This is a genomic window from Nonomuraea basaltis, from assembly GCF_005893125.1.
Lineage (GTDB): Bacteria > Actinomycetota > Actinomycetes > Streptosporangiales > Streptosporangiaceae > Nonomuraea > Nonomuraea basaltis.
On record NZ_VCJS01000057.1, the window covers coordinates 41977 to 62973 of the forward strand.

General features: G+C 71.2%; 21 protein-coding genes. 12 read left to right on the top strand and 9 right to left on the bottom strand.

Translation table 11 applies throughout. From position 1 onward, the window contains the following. Positions 1-21 precede the first annotated feature (21 nt). On the top strand, positions 22-1842 hold the full coding sequence (locus EJK15_RS26075; RefSeq protein ID WP_171074539.1) for a serine/threonine-protein kinase: 1821 nt from the start codon (positions 22-24) through the stop codon (positions 1840-1842). A 78-nt stretch (positions 1843-1920) separates the two neighbouring features. Here the strand turns inward: EJK15_RS26075 and EJK15_RS76405 are convergent, their stop codons facing one another. Continuing rightward, positions 1921-5322, bottom strand: a complete 3402-nt coding sequence (locus EJK15_RS76405) for a serine/threonine-protein kinase (protein WP_171074540.1) — start codon at positions 5320-5322, stop codon at positions 1921-1923. 133 nt (positions 5323-5455) lie between these two features. Next, on the bottom strand, positions 5456-5959 hold the full coding sequence (locus EJK15_RS26085; protein ID WP_240777210.1) for a shikimate kinase: 504 nt from the start codon (positions 5957-5959) through the stop codon (positions 5456-5458). A 38-nt stretch (positions 5960-5997) separates the two neighbouring features. Here EJK15_RS26085 and EJK15_RS26090 point away from each other — a divergent pair, with 38 nt between their 5' ends. Both EJK15_RS26090 and EJK15_RS26095 read left to right on the top strand, forming a co-directional pair. After that, a complete protein-coding gene (locus tag EJK15_RS26090) occupies positions 5998-6279 on the top strand; it encodes a hypothetical protein (RefSeq protein ID WP_138713100.1) in 282 nt (93 codons plus the stop codon). A gap of 13 nt (positions 6280-6292) precedes the next feature. Further along, a complete protein-coding gene (locus EJK15_RS26095) occupies positions 6293-6676 on the top strand; it encodes a ChaB family protein (RefSeq protein ID WP_138713101.1) in 384 nt (127 codons plus the stop codon). An 11-nt stretch (positions 6677-6687) separates the two neighbouring features. Here the strand turns inward: EJK15_RS26095 and EJK15_RS26100 are convergent, their stop codons facing one another. Next, entirely contained in the window at positions 6688-8517 is a 1830-nt protein-coding gene (locus EJK15_RS26100) for a transketolase (protein ID WP_240777211.1), read from the bottom strand. Positions 8518-8608: 91 nt separating this feature from the next. Further along, complete coding sequence (locus EJK15_RS26105; protein ID WP_138713102.1) at positions 8609-9562, bottom strand: TIGR03557 family F420-dependent LLM class oxidoreductase; 954 nt, start codon at positions 9560-9562, stop codon at positions 8609-8611. A gap of 71 nt (positions 9563-9633) precedes the next feature. Between EJK15_RS26105 and EJK15_RS70855 the strand changes: the two genes are divergently transcribed. Beyond that, positions 9634-9783 carry a GPGG-motif small membrane protein gene (locus EJK15_RS70855; RefSeq protein ID WP_165959640.1) on the top strand — a complete coding sequence of 50 codons (150 nt, stop codon included), beginning with the start codon at positions 9634-9636 and terminating at the stop codon, positions 9781-9783. A 129-nt stretch (positions 9784-9912) separates the two neighbouring features. Here EJK15_RS70855 and EJK15_RS26110 read toward each other — a convergent pair whose 3' ends face one another. Genes EJK15_RS26110 through EJK15_RS26120 form a run of 3 tightly spaced genes read right to left on the bottom strand, consistent with a single transcriptional unit; the run spans position 9913 to position 11971 of the window. Then, positions 9913-10641, bottom strand: a complete 729-nt coding sequence (locus tag EJK15_RS26110) for a metallophosphoesterase family protein (RefSeq protein WP_138713103.1) — start codon at positions 10639-10641, stop codon at positions 9913-9915. After that, on the bottom strand, positions 10634-10882 hold the full coding sequence (locus EJK15_RS26115) for a BON domain-containing protein (RefSeq protein ID WP_138713104.1): 249 nt from the start codon (positions 10880-10882) through the stop codon (positions 10634-10636). The genes EJK15_RS26110 and EJK15_RS26115 overlap by 8 nt, the downstream gene beginning before the upstream one ends. A gap of 45 nt (positions 10883-10927) precedes the next feature. Further along, entirely contained in the window at positions 10928-11971 is a 1044-nt protein-coding gene (locus EJK15_RS26120; protein ID WP_240777212.1) for a DNA topoisomerase IB, read from the bottom strand. 55 nt (positions 11972-12026) lie between these two features. Between EJK15_RS26120 and EJK15_RS26125 the strand changes: the two genes are divergently transcribed. Both EJK15_RS26125 and EJK15_RS26130 read left to right on the top strand, forming a co-directional pair. Then, the gene (locus EJK15_RS26125; protein WP_138713106.1) at positions 12027-12284 is read left to right on the top strand and encodes a hypothetical protein; all 258 of its coding nucleotides are present in this window, start codon (positions 12027-12029) and stop codon (positions 12282-12284) included. 7 nt (positions 12285-12291) lie between these two features. After that, positions 12292-13308 carry an SDR family oxidoreductase gene (locus tag EJK15_RS26130; RefSeq protein ID WP_138713107.1) on the top strand — a complete coding sequence of 339 codons (1017 nt, stop codon included), beginning with the start codon at positions 12292-12294 and terminating at the stop codon, positions 13306-13308. 76 nt (positions 13309-13384) lie between these two features. Here EJK15_RS26130 and EJK15_RS26135 read toward each other — a convergent pair whose 3' ends face one another. Further along, complete coding sequence (locus EJK15_RS26135) at positions 13385-13870, bottom strand: DUF1360 domain-containing protein (protein WP_138713108.1); 486 nt, start codon at positions 13868-13870, stop codon at positions 13385-13387. 70 nt (positions 13871-13940) lie between these two features. Here EJK15_RS26135 and EJK15_RS26140 point away from each other — a divergent pair, with 70 nt between their 5' ends. Next, positions 13941-14537, top strand: coding sequence for a nucleotidyltransferase (locus tag EJK15_RS26140; RefSeq protein WP_138713109.1), 597 nt, complete (start codon positions 13941-13943; stop codon positions 14535-14537). A 62-nt stretch (positions 14538-14599) separates the two neighbouring features. Here the strand turns inward: EJK15_RS26140 and EJK15_RS26145 are convergent, their stop codons facing one another. Then, a complete protein-coding gene (locus tag EJK15_RS26145) occupies positions 14600-14944 on the bottom strand; it encodes a PRC-barrel domain-containing protein (protein WP_138713110.1) in 345 nt (114 codons plus the stop codon). Between the two features lie 288 nt (positions 14945-15232). On the opposite strand from EJK15_RS26145, the gene EJK15_RS26150 reads away from it, so the two are divergent. The 5 genes from EJK15_RS26150 to EJK15_RS26170 form a co-directional block, all read left to right on the top strand. Further along, entirely contained in the window at positions 15233-16048 is an 816-nt protein-coding gene (locus tag EJK15_RS26150) for an SAM-dependent methyltransferase (protein ID WP_138713111.1), read from the top strand. Between the two features lie 214 nt (positions 16049-16262). Further along, positions 16263-17180 carry a DMT family transporter gene (locus tag EJK15_RS26155; RefSeq protein ID WP_138713112.1) on the top strand — a complete coding sequence of 306 codons (918 nt, stop codon included), beginning with the start codon at positions 16263-16265 and terminating at the stop codon, positions 17178-17180. 153 nt (positions 17181-17333) lie between these two features. Further along, entirely contained in the window at positions 17334-19517 is a 2184-nt protein-coding gene (secA2, locus tag EJK15_RS26160; RefSeq protein ID WP_138713113.1) for an accessory Sec system translocase SecA2, read from the top strand. Between the two features lie 103 nt (positions 19518-19620). Beyond that, positions 19621-19995 (top strand): VOC family protein, encoded by a 375-nt coding sequence (locus tag EJK15_RS26165; RefSeq protein WP_138713114.1) that lies wholly within the window; start codon positions 19621-19623, stop codon positions 19993-19995. A gap of 162 nt (positions 19996-20157) precedes the next feature. Then, the coding region (locus EJK15_RS26170; protein WP_138713115.1) for a DMT family transporter at positions 20158-20997 on the top strand (840 nt) is incomplete at its 3' end.

Here is a 20997-nt window from a genome sequence, read left to right on the forward strand (position 1 = left end):
CGCGGGCCCTACGCTGCTCGCATGCACAGACGGGTGATCGACGGCCGCTTCGAGCTGATGGAGAGGCTCGGCGGTGGGGGCATGGGCCTGGTGTGGCGCGCTTGGGACGCAGCCCTGCACCGCGAGGTCGCCCTTAAGGAGGTACGCCCACCGGATCCCTCCATGGACGAGAACGACCCGACCCGCGCCCGCGAGCTGCGGGCCAGGGTGCTGCGCGAGGCCCGAGCCCTCGCTCGCCTCAACCACCCGCACGTGGCCACCATCCACCACATCGTCGACCCAGGCGAGCACGACTACCCGTGGATCGTCATGGAGCTGGTGACCGGCGGCTCTCTCCATGACCGCCTCCAGCGCGGAGCCATGACGCCGGGGGAGACGGCCAGGCTCGGTCGCGAGGTCTTATCCGCCCTGCGGGCCGCGCACGCCGTCGGCATCCAGCACCGCGACGTCAAACCCGCCAACGTCCTGCTGCGCGAGGACGGCCGGTCGGTGCTCACCGACTTCGGCATCGCGGCGGTACGCGAGTCCACGAGCCTGACCGCCACCGGGTCGTTCATCGGCTCGCCCGAATACATGGCGCCCGAGCGCATCAACGGCCACGAGGGCGATCCGGCGTCCGATCTGTGGTCGCTCGGCATGCTGCTGTACGTGGCCGTGGAGGGGCGGCATCCGCTGCGCAGGAGCACCACGCTGGCGACGCTGGCCGCGGTGCTCAACCAGGACGTGCCGCAGGCGGAGCGCGCCGGGCCGCTCGGTCCCGTGCTGCACGCCCTGCTCAGACGCGACCCGGCCGCCCGTCCCGACGCCGAGACCCTGGACCGCATGCTGGCCTCGGCCGCCGAGCCCGGCTCCGGCCCGATCTCCCTGCCGCCCCTTGGCCCCGCCGCACCTGGCGCGGCAACGGGGATGCCGGGCACTGCCATGCCGGGGCCTGCCAGTCATGGGCTCGCCGGTCAGGGGCCTGTCGGGCAAGGGCCAGCCGGGCAAGGACACGCCGGTCAGGGGCACGGGGCGCCGATGCCGATCGGCTCCGCCTATACGGCGCCTCCCGGTCCCGCCGGGATGGCGCCGCCCATGTCCGGACACACGATGCCGCACGGGTACGGTCATGCGGCGCCGCAGGGTCACCCGGCACCGCAGCCGCCTGCGTGGGGTGCGGCGCCGATCTCGAAGATGGGCACCGTGCGCTCGCGCCGCCCCCGCCGCGCCGCCCGCAACGCGGTGGGCGCGGTCTCCGTCGCGGCCGTCGTGGTGATCGGCGTGCTGGTGTGGCGGCTCCTCGCGGCCGCGCTTCCCGTCACCACCGCCGGCGAGGATCCGTTGAACGTCACCCCGGTGGTGAGCGTCACCCCCGAGACCCCGAGCGAGACCCCGAGCGAGAGCGAGAGCAGCGAGCCGGAGAACCTGCTGACCACCGCCGGCATGAAAGCCTTGATCGTCAAGGTCAAGTCGGCCATCGGAGGCAGCAAGGTCGTCAGGATGACGGTGTACCCGACCTATGCCTCCATCGAGGCGCCGCTCAAGGGGGACAAGGAGCTCTACGACAGGTACGACTACCGCAACGGCACAGTCACCCGCTCCGGGAACGGCGGCGAGGTGGACGGGCCTGTGGTGGACCTGGACAAGTACAACTGGAACGCTCTACCCGCCCTCATCAAGAAGGCGGACAAGGATCTGGGCGTCCCCAAGCCCACCACGCACTACGTGATCGTGGACGCCGACTACGCGTTCGCGAACCCGAGCCAGGTGCTGCTCGTCTACGTGTCCGACGACTACAACCGCGGTGGTTACCTGGTCGCCAACCTCGCGGGCAAGGTGGTCAAGACCTACCCGGAGGACTAGCCGAAGACCGCGCGCTCGCGGCGTGGTCCCGCCGAGCAGCGCCGTGAGGCGGCGCAGGAGTCGCCGGCTTGTCGCCCGTCAGCACACGTCCAGGTAGCCGCTCTCCGGGATCAGCCGCGTCCACTCCGCCGGGCTCAGCGGCCCGCCCGCCCTGGCGCACACCTCCCGCGCCGTCAGCACGGGATCGACCGGGCTCTCGCGTACGGTGCCGTCCAGCGCCACGCCGCGCAGCCGCTTGCCGTCCTGGCTGAACGCCAGCCCGGCGACCCACGACCCGACCTGGCCCACCTCGCGCAGCGTGCGCACGTCCCACAGCGACGTACGGGCGGCGTCGATGGCCAGCAGGCCGCCGTCCGGCGAGAAGCGCAGCTCGTCCACCTCCGACGTGCCCGTCTTGATCGTGCCCAGCCGCTCGGCTTCGCGTACGTCCCAGAGCAGCACCCGGCCGCCGTCCAGCCCGAACGCCAGCGTGCGCCCGTCGGGGGAGAAGGCGAGCGCGGCCGGCGCGGGCGCGCCGGCCGCGGCGGCGGTGCGCAGGTCGAGCGGGGTCACCTTGCCGGTCCGCAGGTCGAGCAGGCTGGCGCCGGCCGCCAGCGTCGTGCCGTCCGGGCTGAACGCCAGCGCCAGGTCGCCCGCGCCCTCGTACACCCGGAGGCGCCGCCCCGAGCGCACGCCCCACGTCTCCAGAGTCCGGCCACGCGCGGTGGCCAGCAGGTCGCCCTCAGGGGAGAGCGCCACGGCCAGCACGTCGCCGCCCGCGTCGATGGAGGTCACCGGCTTGCCGCCGGGCACCTCCCACACGGTCACCGGGTCACCGGCGACCGCCAGCAGGTTGCCGCCCGTGTCGAAGGCCAGGTCGCCGGCGGCGGCGATCCGGCCGAGCTTCCTGCGCTCCACGGTGTCGGTGAGCTCGATCGCGTCCCCGACCTCCTTGGCCGCGTACCGGCCGTTGCCGGAGAAGGCGGCCGTCTGGTGGTCGTCGGACGGGACGGGCAGTCCCGACACGTCGAGCGAGATGACCGAGCCGGTGCCGCTCAGGTAGCGCAGCGAACGCCCGTCGGCGGAGAACGCCAGGCCGGGCTGGGGGTCCTTGATCGGGTAGGAGCCGGCGAGCCGCCGCTCGGCCACGTTCCACACCCGTACCTCGCCGCCGCCGGGCAGGGCGAGCAGGCGGCCGTCGGGGCTGAAGACCGGGACGTCGGCCGAGGACCCGGGCGGGACCGCCTCCAGCCGCTCGGTGCCGGCCGCCCCCGCGCGGTGGACATCGGGCGCCTCAATCCCGTCGCCTTCACGCGCCGCCCCCGGCTCCGCGGAACCGGTCGCATGCCTCTCCGCATGATCCGCCGCGTTTGTCTCCGAGCCTTCCGCGTCACGTGTCTCCGCGACATCCCCGCGGCCGGCTGTGGGACGGCGGTCCGGGGTGAGGGCGTCGGCCGCGGCCTTCACCGGGTCCACGAGCGTGACCCCCTGGCGGCCCGCGACCGCCAGGACGGTTCCGTCCGGGCTGAACGCCAGGGCAGGGGCCGCCGCGTCCGGGCCGGTCAGCGGCCGGACCGCAATGGTCGCCGTCTTGGTGCGGCCCGCCAGCTCCCACAGCTCCACCCGCCCGTCCAGCCGCGAGACCGCCGCAGTCGCCCCGTCCGCCGACAGCGCCACCCTGCGGTCGGCGACCTCGAACAGCACCTGGCCGCCCCGGTAGACCCGGGTCCTGTTGCCCCGGCTGATCGCGTACACGCCCGAGGACGGCGTCCGCCCGGTCGCCACGTCGAGCGGCATACCGTCGACCGCCTCCGCGAACCGCCCGTCGTCGCTCAGCGCCGCGTTGCCCGGCGGCAGCGCGTACGAGGCCACCCGCCGCCCGGCGGCGACGTCCCAGACGGTGACCGTACCGGCGTCCCATTTGACCAGCTCGTCGCCGCGCAGCAGGTAGCGTGCCCGCGAGTCGGGAGTGGGATCGGTGAACACGCCCAGCTCCGGCTGCACGAGCGAGGCCTGCAGCGCGGCCCGCGCCTCGAACACCGGCGACAGCCGCCACGCGGCCACGCTCAGCCGCATCGCCGTACGCGGGTCGGACGTCCGCAGCGCCTCCGCCCTGGCGGCCACGGCCCGCGCGTTCGCCTCGACGAGCTGCCCGCGCAGTTCGTTCTGGCCCTGCACGGAGACCACCGACATCGACACCGCGACGGCCAGCACCGCGCCCAGCGTCACCAGTGACGGGACCAGCAGCCTCCTGCGTTGCTTGGACAGGGCCACGCTGTCGTTGATGAAGTCGCGTTCGAGCTGGTTGAGCCGCAGGTGGCGGCGCTTGGTCGCGGCCCAGCCGAGCGCCGTGTCGAGCTCCTGGCCGCGGAAGAGGTGGCTCCTGCCGCGCCGGTGCTCCGACCAGTGCCCGGCCGCCTGGCGGATCCGCCGGTGCACCTGCATGCTCTCGCGCTCGTCCACCACCCAGCCGCGCAGCCGGGGCCAGGCCCGGTACAGTGCGGCGCTGGCGGGGGCCACCCGGCCGTCGCTGACGGCCACGAGCTTGCCGACGGCGGTCTCGGCCGGCGGGACGCGTACGCTGCGGCGGACCAGGAGGCCGGCCTCCATGAGGGGGCCCAGCACGTCGCCCTCGTCGTGCGGGCTGTCGCCGTCCAGCAGGCGCAGCAGCAGGCCGGGCACCTGCTCCTGCTGGCCGGGGGTGAGCGCAAGGTACGCCTTCTCGGCCACCTCGCCGAGCGAGCGCGGCCCCGCGTGCCCGTCGGGCGGCCGGAGCTCGGCCGCGCTCTCGATCACCACCTTGCCGGGACGGTCGGCGGGATCCTTGGCCAGCGCGCGCCCGACCGGCTCACGCAGCGGTTCCGGCAGGCCGCTCAGGTCGGGGTCCACGGTCAGCAGCCGGTGCATGACCCCGCCCAGGCTCTCCCCGCGGAACGGGTCGCGGCCGGTGGCCGCGAACAGCACCACGGCTCCCCAGGCGAACACGTCGGCCGCCGCCCCCGTCTCCTGGCCCGTCAGCACCTCGGGCGCCAGGTACGTGAACGTGCCGTCCACCGTCCCCGCGGCAGCCAGCCCCAGCTCGATGACCTTGGGCCCGCCGGCCGCCAGCAGCACGCTCTCCGGGTTCAGCCCGCGATGCGTCAGCCCGGCATCGTGCAGCGCGCCAAGCGCGGAGGCCAGCGCGGCCGCCAGCGCGACCAGCTCGTCATCCTGGTACGGGCCGTGCAGCTCGACCGCCCGCCGCAGGTCGGGCCCGTCCACGTATTCGCTCACCACGTAGGGCACGCCCTCGTCGGCCCCGACGGCGACCACCTCCGCCAGGTGGCGGCAGGTCACCCGCTCGAACCGCCGCCCGGCCACCTCCCCGCGCGGCACCGTGACCGCGTATCTGCGGCCCTCGTCGTCGTAGGCGTCGTAGACCACGCCGCGCCCGCCCGCGCCAAGTCTGGCCGCCAGCCAATAGCCGCCAAGCCTTTCGGGGTCGCCGGGCACCAAGCGCATACTCACTGATGCTTAGATGCGCGGCGCGGGGCTTTGGTTGTCCGGAAAGAGGACGTCACAAGCCCCCCGCGAGACTCGGGGGACCCACGCGTCATGATCATTATGTCAGTGTCCCAGATCCCCCGGCATTCCGTCACCGGTGCGCGGGCAGGTCCAGCTCTCGCAGCACCGCGTCCCGCACCTGCTCGGGACGCATGACACCCACGTCGCAGACCAGGTCCGCCACCTCACGGAAGTACGGCTCGCGGCGGGCCCGCATGGCCGCCGGATCGAAGTCGGGCCGATGATCGCTGGAGCGCATCCGCTCGGCCAGCACCTCGTCGGCCGCGTCCACCCAGACCACGAACGCCTCGCGCAGCGCCGCGCGCACCCGCGGGTCCTCGATCGTGCTGGCCGCCGCCGCGATCACCTTGGGCTCACCGGCCAGCTCGGCGAGCACGTGCTCGGCCTCGTACCGGTGCAGGGCATCGGCCCCGTCGCGGGCGGCGATCTGCGCGGCGGTGCCGCCGTACCTGGCCTTGAGGAACGGGTCGCTGTCACTGAACGCCAGCCCCAGCGCCTCGGCGATCAGGACGCCCGCCGTCGTCTTCCCCGAGCCCATGAGCCCGATCACCACGACTGGTTTGTTTTTCGACATGTGGATAGAGGTTCCTTCGTGTCAAGGAGGTAAATCTGATGACCATCGCCGGAAGCATCATCCTCATCATGCTCGGCGCGATCCTCACCTGGGCCGTCGAATTCGATCTCGCCGGCCTCGACATCAACGTAGTGGGGGTCATCCTCATGCTCGGCGGGCTGGTGGGACTCTTGTTCGGCATTTACCGGATCAGCGTCACCCGTCGGGCGGTCGGCCCGATCGACGAGCCGGTGCACCGCCACGAGATCTACGAGGAGCCTGAGACCCGCAGGACGACCGTGTACGAGGACCGCCGCCACTACGACGAACCACCGATGTAGGAGGTGAATCGGCATGCCAGGCGTCGAAGAGTTGCCGTCGACCATCAAGCGTTCGCCGAAGAAGGCGCAGACCACGTGGATCAAGGCGCACGACAACGCCGTGGAGCAGTACGGCGAGGGCCGGCGCGCCCACATGACCGCGTTCGCCGCGCTGAAGCACTCCTTCGAGAAGGTCGGCGACCATTGGGAGCCGAAGGCCGGCAAGGGCCCTTCCGACAAGGGCGCCACGGACCGGTCCGGCCGCACGGCCGAGGGCGTGGACGCCAACGCCAGCAAGGAGCACCTGCAGAGCGTGGCCGCCAGGCTCGGCGTGCAGGGCCGCTCGAAGATGACCAAGCAGGAGCTGGTCAGCGCCATCAAGAAGGCCAACCGGCAGGCCACCGCCAAGGCGCGGTGACCCCCCGTCACTCACAACAACCGCTTGACCGCCGCGGCAATAGCGTGGCGGTCAATGCGTGCGTCGGCCAGCTGCTCCTCCGGCGTCGCCGAACCGGGCAGCCCCGTCACCCCCAGCTTGACCACCCGGGGGCCCAGCTCGCTGACGGCGTCCATGACGGCGTCGCCGAGCCCGCCCTCCAGCCGGTGATCCTCGACCGTGATCAGGTTGCCCGTGGTCGTGGCCGCCTCGACCAGCACCGCGGAGTCGACGGGCTTGACCGAGTACAGATCGATCACTCCCACGGGAACCCCGGACGTGGCCAGCTCGTCGGCCGCGGCCAGCGCCTCGTGCACGGTCACCCCGGCCGCCACGATCGTGGCCCGGTCGCCGGGCGAGTGCCGCAGCACCCGCGCCCCGCCGACGGGGAACCGCTCGCCCGCCTCGTAGATGACCGGCGTGTTCCCGCGCGTGGTCCGCAGGTAGGACACGCCCTCGACGTCCGCCATCTCGGCGGTCAGCGCCGCCGTCTGGTTGGCGTCGCACGGATAGAGCACCGTGCTCCCGTGGACGGCCCGCAGCATGGCCAGGTCCTCCAGCCCCATCTGCGACGGCCCGTCCTCCCCGATGGACACGCCCGCATGTGAGCCGATCAGCCGGATCGACGCCCCGCTCACTCCCGCCATCCTGATGAAGTCGTGCGCCCGGGTCAGGAACGCCGCGAACGTGGCCGCGTACGGTTTCCAGCCCCGCACCTGCAGCCCGACGGCCGCGGCGATGAGCTGCTGCTCGGCGATGTACATCTCGAAGAACCGCTCGGGGAGCGCCTTCCCGAACGTCTCGGTCTTGGTCGAGTCCGCCACCTCGCCGTCCAGTGCCAGCACGTCGCCCTGGGCCGCGCCGAGCGCCGCCAGCGCCTCCCCGTACGCCGTCCGCGTGGCGACCGCGTCTCCCACCTTGTACGCGGGCAGCTTCAGCGGCCCGTCCTCGAACCGGAACGGCGCCGGTGCCTCGTCGGGCCGGTGCACGTCGACCCGCACGTTCCGCGGCCCGCCGAGCTCCTCGATGGCCTTGTCCGCGTCCTTCAGCGCCTTGCCGTGCGCGCCCTCGCGGTTCTCGACCTCCAGGACCCCTTCGCCCTTGCGCGTCTTGGCCAGGATCACGGTGGGCCGCCGCCGGGTGTTGCACGCGTCTCCCATAGCGAAGTCGATCTGCCCGGGATCGTGCCCGTCGATCTCGATCGTGTGCCACCCGAACGCGCCGAACCTGCGCGCGTACGCCCCGGTGTCCCACCCGTGCCGGGTGGGCCCCCTCTGCCCGAGCCGGTTCACGTCCACGATCAGGGTCAGATTGGCCAGCCCCTCCTCCCCGGCGTGCTCCGCGGCCTCCCAAATCGACCCTTCGGCCAGCTCACTGTCCCCGCAGAGCACCCAGATCCGGTACGGCAGCCGTTCCAGCCGCCCGGACATGGCCACCCCGACGCCGATCGGCAGCCCCTGCCCGAGCGACCCGGTGGCCACATCCACCCAGGGCAGCCGGGGGGTCGGATGTCCTTCGAGCCGGCTTCCGCGCTTCCTGAACGACAGCAACTCCTCGTCATCGATGACCCCTGCCGCCTTATAGAGCGAGTAGAGCAGGGGAGAGGCGTGCCCCTTGGAGAAGATCAGGTGATCGTTGGCCGGGTTGCCCGGGTCGGCGAAGTCGTAGCGGAGCCGGCAGGCGAACAGCACGGCCATCAGGTCGGCAGCGGACATGGACGAGGTCGGGTGGCCGGAGCCGGCTGCGGCGGCGGCCCGTACGGAGTCGACACGCAGCTGCGCGGCCAGCTCGGCCAGGTACTGAAGATCGCGCTCAGGCATCATGGCCTCCTCGAGACGGTTTCACGCCGCCTACCCCTTACGGCCCGCTTAACTCAGGCCGCCGGCAGCCCGGCGCTCCCGTCCCGACGAGGTCCTAGCGGACCCGGGGCAGCACCTCGCGCTCGTAGAAGTCGAAGAACGCGTCCTGCTCCTCGCCGATCTGGTTGATGTAGACCTCGTCGAAGCCCGCGTCCACGTACTGCCTGATCGCCTGGGCGTGCGCCTCGGGGTCCGGGCCGACCGGGCTGCCGTTGACGGCCTCGTCCTCGGTGACCATCTGGGCGAGCTGCTCGAAGTGCCGCGGCAGCGGCAGGAGCTGCGACGCCTCGCCCTTGATGCCCTGCGTGGGCCACAGGCGGTGCACGGTCTTGCGGGCCGCCGCCTGGTCGGTGGCGTAGCAGGCCTTGAGCCCGCCCAGCGCCGGCTTGCCGGCGCCACCCGACTGGCGGAACCGCTGGACGGACTCCGGGTTCGGCGCGGTCGAGATGTAGCCGTCGGCGATGCGCCCGGCCAGCTCCGTCGACTTCTCGCCCAGCCCGGACATGATGATGGGCGCGGGCTCGTCCGGCAGGGTGTAGAGGCGGGCGGTGTCCACGCTGTAGTGGCGGCCCCTGTGCGTCACCAGCTTGCCCGTGAACAGCTCCCGCATCAGCCCGACGGCCTCCTCCAGCATCTCCAGCCGTTCGCTGAGCGGCGGCCAGCGGGAGTCGGTGACGTGCTCGTTGAGCGCCTCGCCGGTGCCCACGCCGAGCCGGAAGCGGCCGCCGGTCAGGGCCGCCGTGGTGGCCGTGGCCTGGGCGATGACGACGGGGTGGGTGCGGACGAGCGGGCAGGTCACGGCGGTGGTGATCGGCAGCGACGTGACCTCGGCCAGGGCGCCGATCACGGACCAGACGAACGGGGACTCGCCCTGCTCGTCGAGCCACGGGTGGAAATGGTCGGAGATCCAGAGGGCCTCGAAGCCGGCGCGTTCGGCGGCCTTGGCCTGCCGTACCAATTCTTTCGGGCCGTGTTCCTCGCACGACAGGAAATAACCGAATGTCGTCATAATGTTTTCCCTGCCCCTTATGGCAAGGAAAAACATGTTACGGGGCTGACCCTGAGGGCAGTTGCAGCACCATGGCTACCTTGCTCTGGATCATCGCGGTAATACTCGTCATCTCCGGGATCTACGTGATTCTGGCTCGGCGCGACCTTCTCTGGGGGATCGTGCTGATCGTCCTCGGGTTCCTGGTGGGGCCCGGCGGAGTCAGCATCTTCAATGTCTAGGGGCGCCGGCCATCCGGTTCCCCGTCCATATCCGCCGCTGGACCGATCCTCCGAGAACGGTCCAGCGGTTCCCTGCTTTCTAGAAATATCGTAATTACCGCCTTCTGAGCCGGCACCCGCCGAGCCGGCTCAGAGCGCGGCGTTCTCGAGGCAGTACACGCCGTACGCCCGGCCCAGCACCGGCAGCGCCACGTTGCGCACCCGGATGCCGCCCGGCGTCATGCCCTTCTCGCTGCCCTTGTGCGCGTGGCCGTGCAGGATCAGGTCGGCACCCGCCGTGTCGACCGCCTCGGCCAGCAGGTAGCTGCCGAGGAAGGGGTAGATCTCCGGGGGCTCGCCCTCCAGCGTCTCCTTGACCGGGGAGTAGTGCGACAGCACCACGCGCTGGTCGGCCACCATCTCCTTCAGCGCCACCTTCCACGCCTCGGCGATGTAGCGGGTGTGTGCCACGAAGTTCTTGATCTCGCGCTCGCCGAACTCGCTCGCGCACTTGCCGGCGAACCCGCCGCCGAACCCCTTCCCGCCGGCCACGCCCAGCTTCCGGTCGCCGCACTCGATCACCGCGCCGTCGTCGTCGAGCACGATGACCCCGGCGTCGCGGAGCTCGGCGGCGATCTCGTACTGCAGGTCGGAGTGGTAATCGTGGTTGCCGAGCACCGCGACGACCGGGATCTGCAGGTTGCGCAGCTCGTCGGCCACCAGCCGGCCCTCCTCCAGCGTGCCGTGCCGGGTCAGGTCCCCCGTGAGCATGAACACGTCGGCGCGGTCCTCGATGCCCTCGAGTTTTTTGCGGTATTGGCCGCGTTGGTCCTCGCCGAGGTGGATGTCTCCGACGGCCGCTATGCGCAGGTCAGTCAAGGTGCTCTCCCTCCCCCGGCTCGGTGTACTCCACGACCTGGATCTCGTTGTGCACGCGAAGTTCGGGCGCGGCCTCGTGCGCCACCTGGGCGAGCCGTTCCCGCTGCTCGGCCCCGCTCACGTGGCCGCGCAGGAACAGCTGGTCGCCTCTTATGTCGACGCGGATTCCGAGCTCGTGCGTGCGTGCGTCCTCGGCCAGCGCCTGCTGGACACGGGCCGCGACGTACTGCGGAGCTTCCATCGCTCGCCTCCTTCTTCTGTCGCCGCATGCCCGGGGTTGAACAGCTCAAACGGTACGAATCAGGTCAATGACCGCGCGTTCCACCGTCCCAGCCGTGGCCAGCTGACCGAAGTCGGCGTCCGCCCCCAGCTCCGTCAGCACCGCGGCGATGGTTCTGTCCTGGTCGTACGCCTCCACGACGCGCGGATCCACGTACGACGCCCGCGCCACGGTGGGGGTGTTGCCCAGGTATTCGGCGACCTCCCGCATGACGCGGGTGACCGCCCGCTTCTTCCTGGTACGCCCCTCCGTCCCTGCCTGCCTGGACACCGCCAGCCCCACGGCCGCCAGGACCGTGGCGTGCCAGGTGCGGAAGTCCTTGGCGGTGACCTCGTACCCGATGGTCTCGCGGAGGTAGTCGTTGATGTCCTCGCTCCTGACGTCGGCCCAGCCGCCCTGGTGCCGGTAGCGCAGCAGCTCGCCGTCCACGCCGAGCGTCTTCAGCGCCCGCAGCACCGCGCACGCCCCCGGGTCGGCCACCTCGACCTCGCGCTGGACGTCGCCCTTGGCCTGGTAGGAGCAGGTGACGATGCCGTTCGCGCAGGTGACGTGCTCCATCCTGAGCGTGGCCAGGCCATAGGTGTCGTAGCTCTCGCCGCCGATGCGGAAGAAGCCGATGTCGAGCAGGCGAGCGGCCGCGGCCAGCACCCGCTGCCGGGTCAGGCCGCGCCCGTCGAGCTGGTCGTCCACGGCCTTCCTGAACGCCGGCAGCCGCTCGGCCACCTCCAGCACCCGGTCGAACTTGACCCGGTCCTGCTGCTCGCGCCACACGTCGTGGTAGCGGTACTGGCGGCGCCCGGCGTGTGATGGCGATCTCATGCCGACTTCTGAGACCGCTGTGTCCGTGCCGGCGGCCTGCAGGTGTCCGCAGGCCGACGTGCAGATCCACACGTCGGTCCAGGCCGGGGGGATGGCCAGTGCCTTGATCCGCGCCAGTGTGCCGCGGTCGCGCACCGGGTGGCCGCCGGGCCCCTCATACGCGAACCCGCGCCCGCGGCGCCGGCGCGCGATCCCCGGCTCGCTCTGGTCACTGGGATGCAGCTCGGCCACGAAAGGCGCGCTACCCGGGACGTTAGGCGACAAACGGGACGGGCAGATGGGCGGCATGTCAGATAAGGGAGAGTGGCACGAGGAGCGGGACCGCAAGGGTCACGCCATGGTGCCCGCCACACCGCGCGACGTGGTGCACATCAGGGTGGGGTCGTTCTTGCTGGTGTTCCTGTTCGCGTTCACGGTGCTGGGGATCATCGTGGGAGCCCCGGTGATGACGGGGGTCGCCGTCGCGCTGGCCGTGGCCACGCTGATCGACATCGTGCTGGCCGTACGACGCCAGAAGGAACGACACAACGGAGAGGCGGGCTGATCTCGACGTGGTACCACTTCGCGGGCGGATTGTGGTGGTGACGGGTGCGAGCGGCGGGGTCGGGCGCGCAGTCGTACGCGAGCTGGGGGAGCGGGGCGCCAAGGTGGCGCTGATCGCACGCGGGACGGCCGGCCTCGGGGCCGCGGCCGTGGACGTGGGGGTCTCGGGCGGCACCGGCCAGGTGTACGAGGCCGACGTGGCGGACTACGACCAGGTGCGGCAGGCCGCCGAACGGATCGAGGCGGAGCTGGGCCCCATCTCCGTCTGGATCAACACCGCCTTCTCCAGCGTCTTCGCGAAATTCACCGATATTTCCCCAGACGAGTACGAGCGCACCACCGCGGTCACGTACCTGGGGTATGTCTGGGGCACGAAGGTGGCCCTGGACCTCATGCGCCCGCGCAACGCGGGCGCCATCGTGCAGGCGGGCTCGGCGCTGTCGCAGCGCGGCATCCCGCTGCAGTCGGCGTACTGCGGTGCCAAGCACGCGATCAAGGGTTTCACGGAGTCGGTCCGCACGGAGCTGCTGGCCGACCGGAGCAACATCCACATCACCCTGGTCCAACTGCCCGCGCTCAACACCCCGCAGTTCGACTGGGTGCTGTCCAAGCTCCGCCGCCACCCGCAGCCGGTTCCGCCGATCTACCAGCCGGAGGTGGCGGCCAGGGCCATCTTGTACGCGGCCGAGCATCCGGAGCGCAAGGAGTACTGGGTGGGCACCCCCACGGTCGCCACCCTCCTGGCGCAGCGCGTGGCCCCCGCGCTCGTGGACCGATACGTGGCCAGGACCGCCATCAATTCCCAGCAGACGGACGAGAAGCCGCCGAGCGGCGTGGCGAACCTGTGGGAGCCGGCGGACGAGACCACGGACTACGGCGCCCACGGCGCGTTCGACCGGCGCTCCCATGGGCGCAGCCCGCAGCTCTGGTTGTCCCAGCACCGCGGCCAGGCCTTCCTCGCCCTGGCCGGCGCCACGGCCGCCACCGCTCTGACCGCCTTCCGCCGCCGGGCCGACCGGCGCTGACGCCGTGCCCTCTCGCGATGGGTCCGGCGTGAGCCCCAGCCCGCATCGGGGCCCACGCCGGAGGCTCGCCTTCGGGCTAGGAGGCCGACTTCATGAGCTTGGCGTACGCCAGTTGCAGCCAGTCGGAGATCGCCACCGCCGTCATCGTCGCGCCCACGAGCCGGGTGGCCTTGGGGGCCAGGACCAGGCCGGCGGCGTACCCGGTGGCCACCCACTGCGCGACGCAGAACGGGCAGGCGAGCAGCTCGCCGATCGCGCCGCGCGGGCGCTCCTCCACCTCGGAGGGTCCGCCCTGGCCCTCGTACTGGGTGAAGGGCGCGCGGAGGGGGCTGGTGACGGGGTCTTTGGCGAGCAGCCGCGACACCTTGTGCGTGCACGCCGCCATGAGCAGCAGGTCCATCACCCCGATGCGGTCGGGGGCCCGCCGGCCGGCCAGTGCGGCAACGGCGGCGGCCACGGCGACCGTGCCGCCGTACGCGCCGAGGATGCCGGCGTAGCCGCCGAGCGGGCGGTCATGATCGCCCTCGTAGGCTTGCTCGGTCTTCCGGAGGATTTCCGTCATAGGGCATGGCGCTACCCTCAGCCACGCGCGCTCAACGCCTACTCGACCATCGGCTGGGTAGCCCGATCTCATGAGTAGCCATGGCCACGCGGTCACCGACGCCATCCTTGACACGCTCAAGCGTGCCAGCTCCGGGCTGAAGGATGCCGGAGTGAAGTTCGCGCTGGCCGGAGGCTGTGCCGCGTACGCGAGGGGCGCGGCGCCCTCGCTGCACGACGTGGACTTCGTCCTGACCGAACACGACGTGCCTGCGGCGCTGGAGGCGCTGCGCGGGCTGGGCTTCCAGACGGCCAAGCCGCCCGAGGACTGGCTGGTCAAGGCGTACGACGAGGGCCGGCTGGTGGACCTGATCTACCGGGTGTCCGACCTGCCGATCACCGACGAGCTGCTCGACCGGGCCGAGCCGCTGAAGGCGTCGGCGGTGATCGTTCCGGTGCTGGAGGCCACCGACCTGGTCATCACGTGGCTGCTGCCGCTGTCGGAGCATGCCTGCGACTACGGGGCGCTGCTGGCCCAGGTGCGCGCGCTGCGCGAGCAGGTCGACTGGCCCCGGGTGGCCGCCGTGGTCGCGGACTCGCCGTACGCGAGCACGTTCATCACCCTGCTGGAACGGCTCGGCGTGCTGAACGGCCCCGTCGAGCCGTCCGGCGAGCCCAAGTGGCCCTGATGACGTGAAGAGAAGGGCCGCGCCCCGCAGGACGCGGCCCTTCTCTTCACGGCACGACAAGGTCACCCGGGGAGCCGGCCGTAGTAGTCCCCAATCCGGGCGCGGTACTCGGGTTCCTTGAACGTACCCTCGTCGAACTCGGGCGCGTCCTTGATCTCGGCCTTGGTGCGCGCGACGTGAACGACGCGCTCCTGAGGGTCGATGCTCATGACGACCTGCGCCGGGAGCAAGACCTTCTTGCCGAAGATCCAAGGACCGGTGTCGACGATGATGTAGCTCTCGCCGACCTCGTACGTCGCCTCGTCGACGGACCCGATCCTCCCGTCCGTCGCCTGCACGTGGTAGCCCACCAGGTCCAGACTCTGGCCGCGATCATAGACGTCAGGACGATAGTTCCAGAGCTCCATCGGGGCTCTCTTCCTCTCTTCTTCCGTCTTTCTCGGGCAGGCTCTCGCTACCCGGGCAGGTCCCGCTAAACCTTGCAGCGCGCTTGCCGGCATGTGGCCGTAAAATCGCCCAGTAAGTGGTCGAGCGCACCCTCTCGGCCTGTCCTGCCGCGCCCGCGCTCAGGGTGCTCGTGGCAGGTCGCCCTACGAGCTGATCTGACTCTCCTGACAACAGCCAGCCAAGCCGGGCTTCGGGGCCCGGGTCCGGATACCATCCGCGTCACGGACCGACCTCGCGAAGGGGGCCAGGTGAGTGGGGACAGTGGACACGAGTGGGCTCCGCCCGGCGTCGACCCGGAGCAGCCGAGCGTGGCCCGCCTGCACGACGCCCTGCTCGGCGGCATGGAGAACTTCGCCTCCGACCGCTCGGTGGCCCGCCGGCTGAAAGACACGGTGCCCGAGGTCGTGGACCTCGTCTGGTGCAACCGCGCCTTCGTCGGCCGGGTCGCCGACTTCCTCGTCCGCGAGGCGGGCATCCGGCAGATCATCGACCTGGGCTCCGGGCTGCCCACGGTGGAGAACACGCACGAGGTCGCCCAGTTCGCCGACCCCAGGTGCAAGGTGCTCTACGTCGACATCGATCCCATGGTGGAGCCGCACGCCCGCGCCATCCTGAACGGCAACGCGTACGCCGACGCCATCACCGCCGACGCCCGCGACGTGGACGCCGTGCTGGGGCACCCGTCCCTGACCCGGTTGATCGACCTGTCGCAGCCCACGGCGATCCTGGCCATCGGGCTGCTGCACCTGCTCTCCGACCAGGACGACCCGCACGGGCTGATCAGACGCTACCTGGCCGCGGTGCCGCCGGGCAGCTACCTCGCCGCCTCCAACTTCCTCTCCTCCGCCAGTCCCAAGGCGAAGGCCCTGGAGGTGCTGCTCCAGGCCACCATGGGCACCGGGTACTTCCGCGAGCGGGCGGCCATCACCGCCTACTTCGACGGAATGAAGCTGGTGGAACCGGGCGTGGTGCACTTCCCCGAATGGCGTCCCGACGACCGCATCCCGGGGCCGCTCGCGCCCTGGGAGGAGCTCCTGCTGGGCGGCGTGGCCCGCAAGCCGTAGATCCAGGAGACCCGCAAGCCGTGGATATCCAGGAGATCCGTACGGCCGCGTGGCGCTAGGGTGGGGCTGTGCCGCGATTTCTGATCTGCTCCCCGCCGCCCGCCCAGTAGCGGGCGGCATTTTCGCGATATTTCCGGGTCTGACAGATCCGGGGGTGGTTGCTGCCCGCGTTACCGGGCCCTCTTCCAACCACTCCCTTCGGAGAACTCCTGTCATGACCCATGTCTCCGCCCGGCGGGGCGCCGTCTACGTGTCCGTGGCCGCGACCGCCTGGGGCACCGGCGGCGCCGCCGGCTCCCTCCTCTTCGAATCCGGCGGCCTCGGCCCCGTCGGCGTGTCCCTCTGGCGCTACCTCCTCGGCACCGCGTTCCTTCTCGCCCTCGCCCCCCGCTCCTCGTTCACCGGCCGGCTGAGCTGGCGGGTCCTGCCGGTGGGCGCCGGGATGGCCGTCTACCAGACCGCGTACTTCGCCTCGATCGCCCACTCGGGGGTGGCCGTCGCCACGGTGGTCACCATGGGCGCCACGCCCGTCTTCACCGCCCTCGGCAGCCGCTTCCTGCTGCGCGAGCGTCTCGGCAGGATCGCGCTCACCGCGCTGGCCGCCGCTCTGGCCGGGCTCGTCCTGCTCACGGCCGAGACCGCGCTGCAGGCCAGTACGACAGCCGCGTCCAGCGGTCTGTCGCAGGCAGCGGGTTCCGCACCTGCGTCCTCCGTCGCCGGCATCGCCTTCGCCCTGGTCTCGGCCGCCGGGTACGCCGGAGTCACCCTCTTCTCCCGCCGCCACAGGGACGACCCGCGCGGTACGGCGCTCGGCGGCTTCGTCGTGGGCGCGGCGTGCCTGGCGCCGTTCGCCCTGGCGGAGGGGGTGGTGCCGGAGCTGAGTCTGACGTCCGCCGCGCTGCTGCTCTACCTGGGCGCGGTGCCGACGGCGCTGGCGTACGGTCTGTTCTTCCGCGCCCTGACCGCGCTGCGCGCCACCACGGTGTCGATCATTTCCCTGGGCGAGGCCGTGGGCGCGGCCCTGCTCGGCGTCGTGCTCTTCGGCGAGCGGCTCACACCGCTCGCCTGGTCCGGGTGCGTGCTGCTGCTCGCGGCGGTCGCGGTCCTGGCGGTACGGGCCGAAGCGGGCTGACTCGGGCGGGAGCGGTTGTGACGGCCCAGCCCGCCGGATGAGCTAAGGTCCGTACGGCGGCGCTTGCCTACCGTCGCTCCGCTCCCATCCCTTCCTTGAGGGAACGGTGTCGGCGAAGCGTGCGTTGGAGGAACTGTGGCCTCAATAAAGGGAATGTTCAGGAACCTCCTGGATCGTCCGGGCGGGGTGCCCCTGACCCCCTACCAGAAGATCGTCAAAGCGGCCGGTGACCGTGCCGACCGGGTGGGCAAGCTGGACGAGCTGCCCAAGCCCGGCATGGACGATCTGGCAGAGTTCTGCGCCGTCGCGCGGGAGGCCGCCGACCGGAGGCTGGGGCTGCGGCCGTACGACGTGCAGTTGCTCGGCACCCTCGCGCTCCTCGACGGGAAGGTCGCCGAGATGGCGACCGGCGAGGGCAAGACGCTGTCCGGCGCGATGGCCGCGGCGGGCTACGCGCTGCAGGGCAAGCGCGTTCACGTGATCTCGGTGAACGACTATCTGGCCAGGCGCGACGCGGAGTGGATGGGGCCGTTCTACGAGGCGCTCGGCGTCAGCGTGGGCTGGATCGGGCAGAACTCCTCGCCGGACGAGCGGCGTGCGGCGTACGCGAAGGACGTGACCTACGGACCGGTCAGCGAGATCGGGTTCGACGTGCTGCGCGACCGGCTGCGCACCGACGCGAGCGAGATCATCGTGCCCGCGCCCGAGGTGGCACTGATCGACGAGGCCGACTCCGTGCTCGTGGACGAGGCCCGCGTGCCGCTGGTGATGGCCGGCGCGGCCGACCCCGGCAGCGCCGTGCCCGAGATGGCGGTGCTGGTCAGGCAGCTCGTCCGCGGCTACCACTACGAGATCGACGAGCAGGCGCGCAACGTCTACCTCACCCCCAAGGGCGCCGACAGCGTGGAGAACATCCTCGGCGTCGAGCTCTACGACGAGCACGATCCCGGCACGCTCACCGAGCTCAACCTTGCCCTGCACGCCCACGCGCTGCTGGCCCGCGACGTCGACTACATCGTGCGCGACGGCAAGGTCCAGCTGATCAACCCGTCGCGCGGCCGGGTGGCGCTGCTGCAGCGCTGGCCGAACGGGCTGCAGGCGGCCGTGGAGGCCAAGGAGACGCTGCCGCCGAGCGAGAAGGGCGAGATCCTCGACTCGATCACCGTGCAGGGCCTGATCCGCCGCTACCCGCAGATCTGCGGCATGACCGGCACGGCCGTGGCCGTCAGCGAGCAGCTCGGCGAGTTCTACGGGCTCAAGGTCGCCGTGATCCCGCCGAACCGCCCGTGCGTCAGGAACGACGAGCCGGACCGCATCTACCCGGCCGTCCCCGACAAGGACGCCGCGCTCGTCGAGGAGATCCAGGAGGTCCACGCCACCGGCCGGCCCATCCTCATCGGCACGCTCGACGTGGCCGAGTCGGAGAACCTCGCCATGCTCCTGCAGCGCCGCGGCCTGGAGCCGGTCGTGCTCAACGCCAAGAACGACGCCGAAGAGGCCGCGATCATCTCCAAGGCGGGCGAGCGCGGCGCGATCACGGTCTCCACCCAGATGGCTGGGCGCGGCACCGACATCCGCCTCGGCGAGGGCGTCGCCGAGCTGGGCGGCCTTTACGTGATCGGCTCGGGCCGGCACGCCAGCAGCCGCCTCGACGACCAGCTCCGGGGCCGCGCGGGCCGCCAGGGCGACCCCGGGGGCTCGGTCTTCTTCGTCAGCATGCTGGACGACCTGATCACCCAGTTCGTCCCCGACGAGCGGCCGCCCGCCGCCGACCCCGACGGCCTCGTTCGCCACCGGCGCGGCGCATACCTCGTGGGCCATGCCCAGCGCGTCGCCGAGGGCGTCAACCTGGAGATCCACCGCAACACGTGGCGCTACACCCGTCTGCTGGAGCACCAGCGCGAGCTGATCCTGGAGTGGCGCGACAAGGTCCTGCACGGCGACGCCGCCGCCAACGCTCTGGCCGCGGCCGATCCCGAGCGCTGGGAGTCGCTCCTCGAGGACACCAGGGACGAGACCGCCCGGCAGATCGTCCTGCACGCCATCGACACCTGCTGGACCGAGCACCTGGCGTTCCTGACGGACCTGCGCGAGGGCATCCACCTGCGGGCGCTGGGCCGGATGAGCCCGATCGACGAGTTCCACCGGGAGGCCGTGGCGGAGTACAAATCGCTGCAGGCCGAGGTGGAGCGGCGGTCATTGGAGGCGTTCGAGGCGCCGGAGCCGGACCTGAAGCGGCCCGCGGCGACGTGGACCTATCTGGTGCAGGACAACCCGTTCGGCACGGAGTGGGACCGCATCCTCAGGCGCGTCACAGCCGCCACGCGACGGGGCTGAACTCACCGCGAGCCGCGAATCGCAGGATCAGGCCGCAACCGGCGACGCAGACGATGTTCCTTACCTGACAGCAGGTGGCAGGTATGCCTGGAACGCTGAGCTCATGACGACAAAGGCGAGGCTGCTGGCGGTCACCATCGACTGCGCGGAGCCCAAGAAGCTGGCCGAGTTCTACCACGAGATCACCGGCTGGGACATCCAGTATGCCGAGGACGAGTACGCGGCCGTGGGCGACGGCACCACGAGCATCTACTTCGGCCGCGTCCCCGACCGGAAGCCGGTGTCCTGGCCGAGCTCGGACAAGCAGTTCCACCTGGACTTCCGGGTGCCGGACGTGGAGAAGGCGGTCGAGGAGTACGTCGCCCTGGGAGCGACCAAGCCCGAGTTCCAGCCCGGGGTGAGCGAGGACGGGGTGAACTGGATCGTCATGCAGGACCCGGACGGCCACCTGTTCTGCGTCTGCCCCGAGCGATCCTGACGTAGTCGGGCCCCAGTTCGCCGCCGTCCTGAGCCACATGTTCGTGCTGGCTGCGGGCGTTATTTCGCCAATGATCCGCCAAAAGTATGATTCCAGGGCTCCGTTCGCCTCTTAAGCTGGAGCAATGCTCTTGGAAGGATCCATACCCCTGCGTGGGCGATCATGACCTGGGTCGGCTTGATCATCGCCCTGGTGGGAGCGCTTGGATACGCGCTCGGCGCAGCCCTGCAACAGTACGAGGCTGTGGCCGAGGGCGCCTCGCTCAAGCTGGTGAGACGCCCGCGCTGGTGGATCGGCGGCATCATCGGGTTCACCGGCGCCTGCCTGCACGCCGTGGCGCTGAGCTTCGCCCCGTTGGTCGCCGTCCAGCCGATCAGTGTCGCCACGCTGGTGTTCGCCGTGCCGCTGGCCGCGTTCATGTACGGGCGCAGGCCGTACAAAGCGGAGATTCTCGGCTCGATCGCGGTGGCCGTGGGCCTGCTCTGGCTCATGCTGCTGGTGCCGCAGCACGACGTGACGCCCCGCCTGAGCAACGGCGCCGCGCTCGGGTTCCTGGCGGTGATCGGCGTGATCGTTCTGATATCGCAGGTGGCCGCGAGCCGCGTCCACGGCCCTGGCCGGGCGTTGCTGCTCGCGGTGGGCGCCGGGGCGGTCACCGCGAGCGTGTCGACCTTCGTCCGCGTGGTGGGCGGCGGCATGGAGGGGGAGTGGGGCCGGCTGCTGCACTGGTTCACCCTTGCTGTGCCGGTGCTGCTGGTCTGCGCGGTGGTGCTGCTGCAGCGCTCGTACGCGGTGGGGTACTTCGGGATCGCGTACGCGGGCGTACAGGTCATCGACCCGATCACATCGGTTCTGGCCGGAGCGATCCTGCTCGGTGAACCGCTTCCGGCAAGCCCGTCCACCGCAATCCCCGCCATCCTGGCCGGCGCCCTGACCATCGGCGGCACCATCACCTTGGGCCGCCTCGCCCCCGACCACACCCGCTCCGCCCCCGTCGAGGTC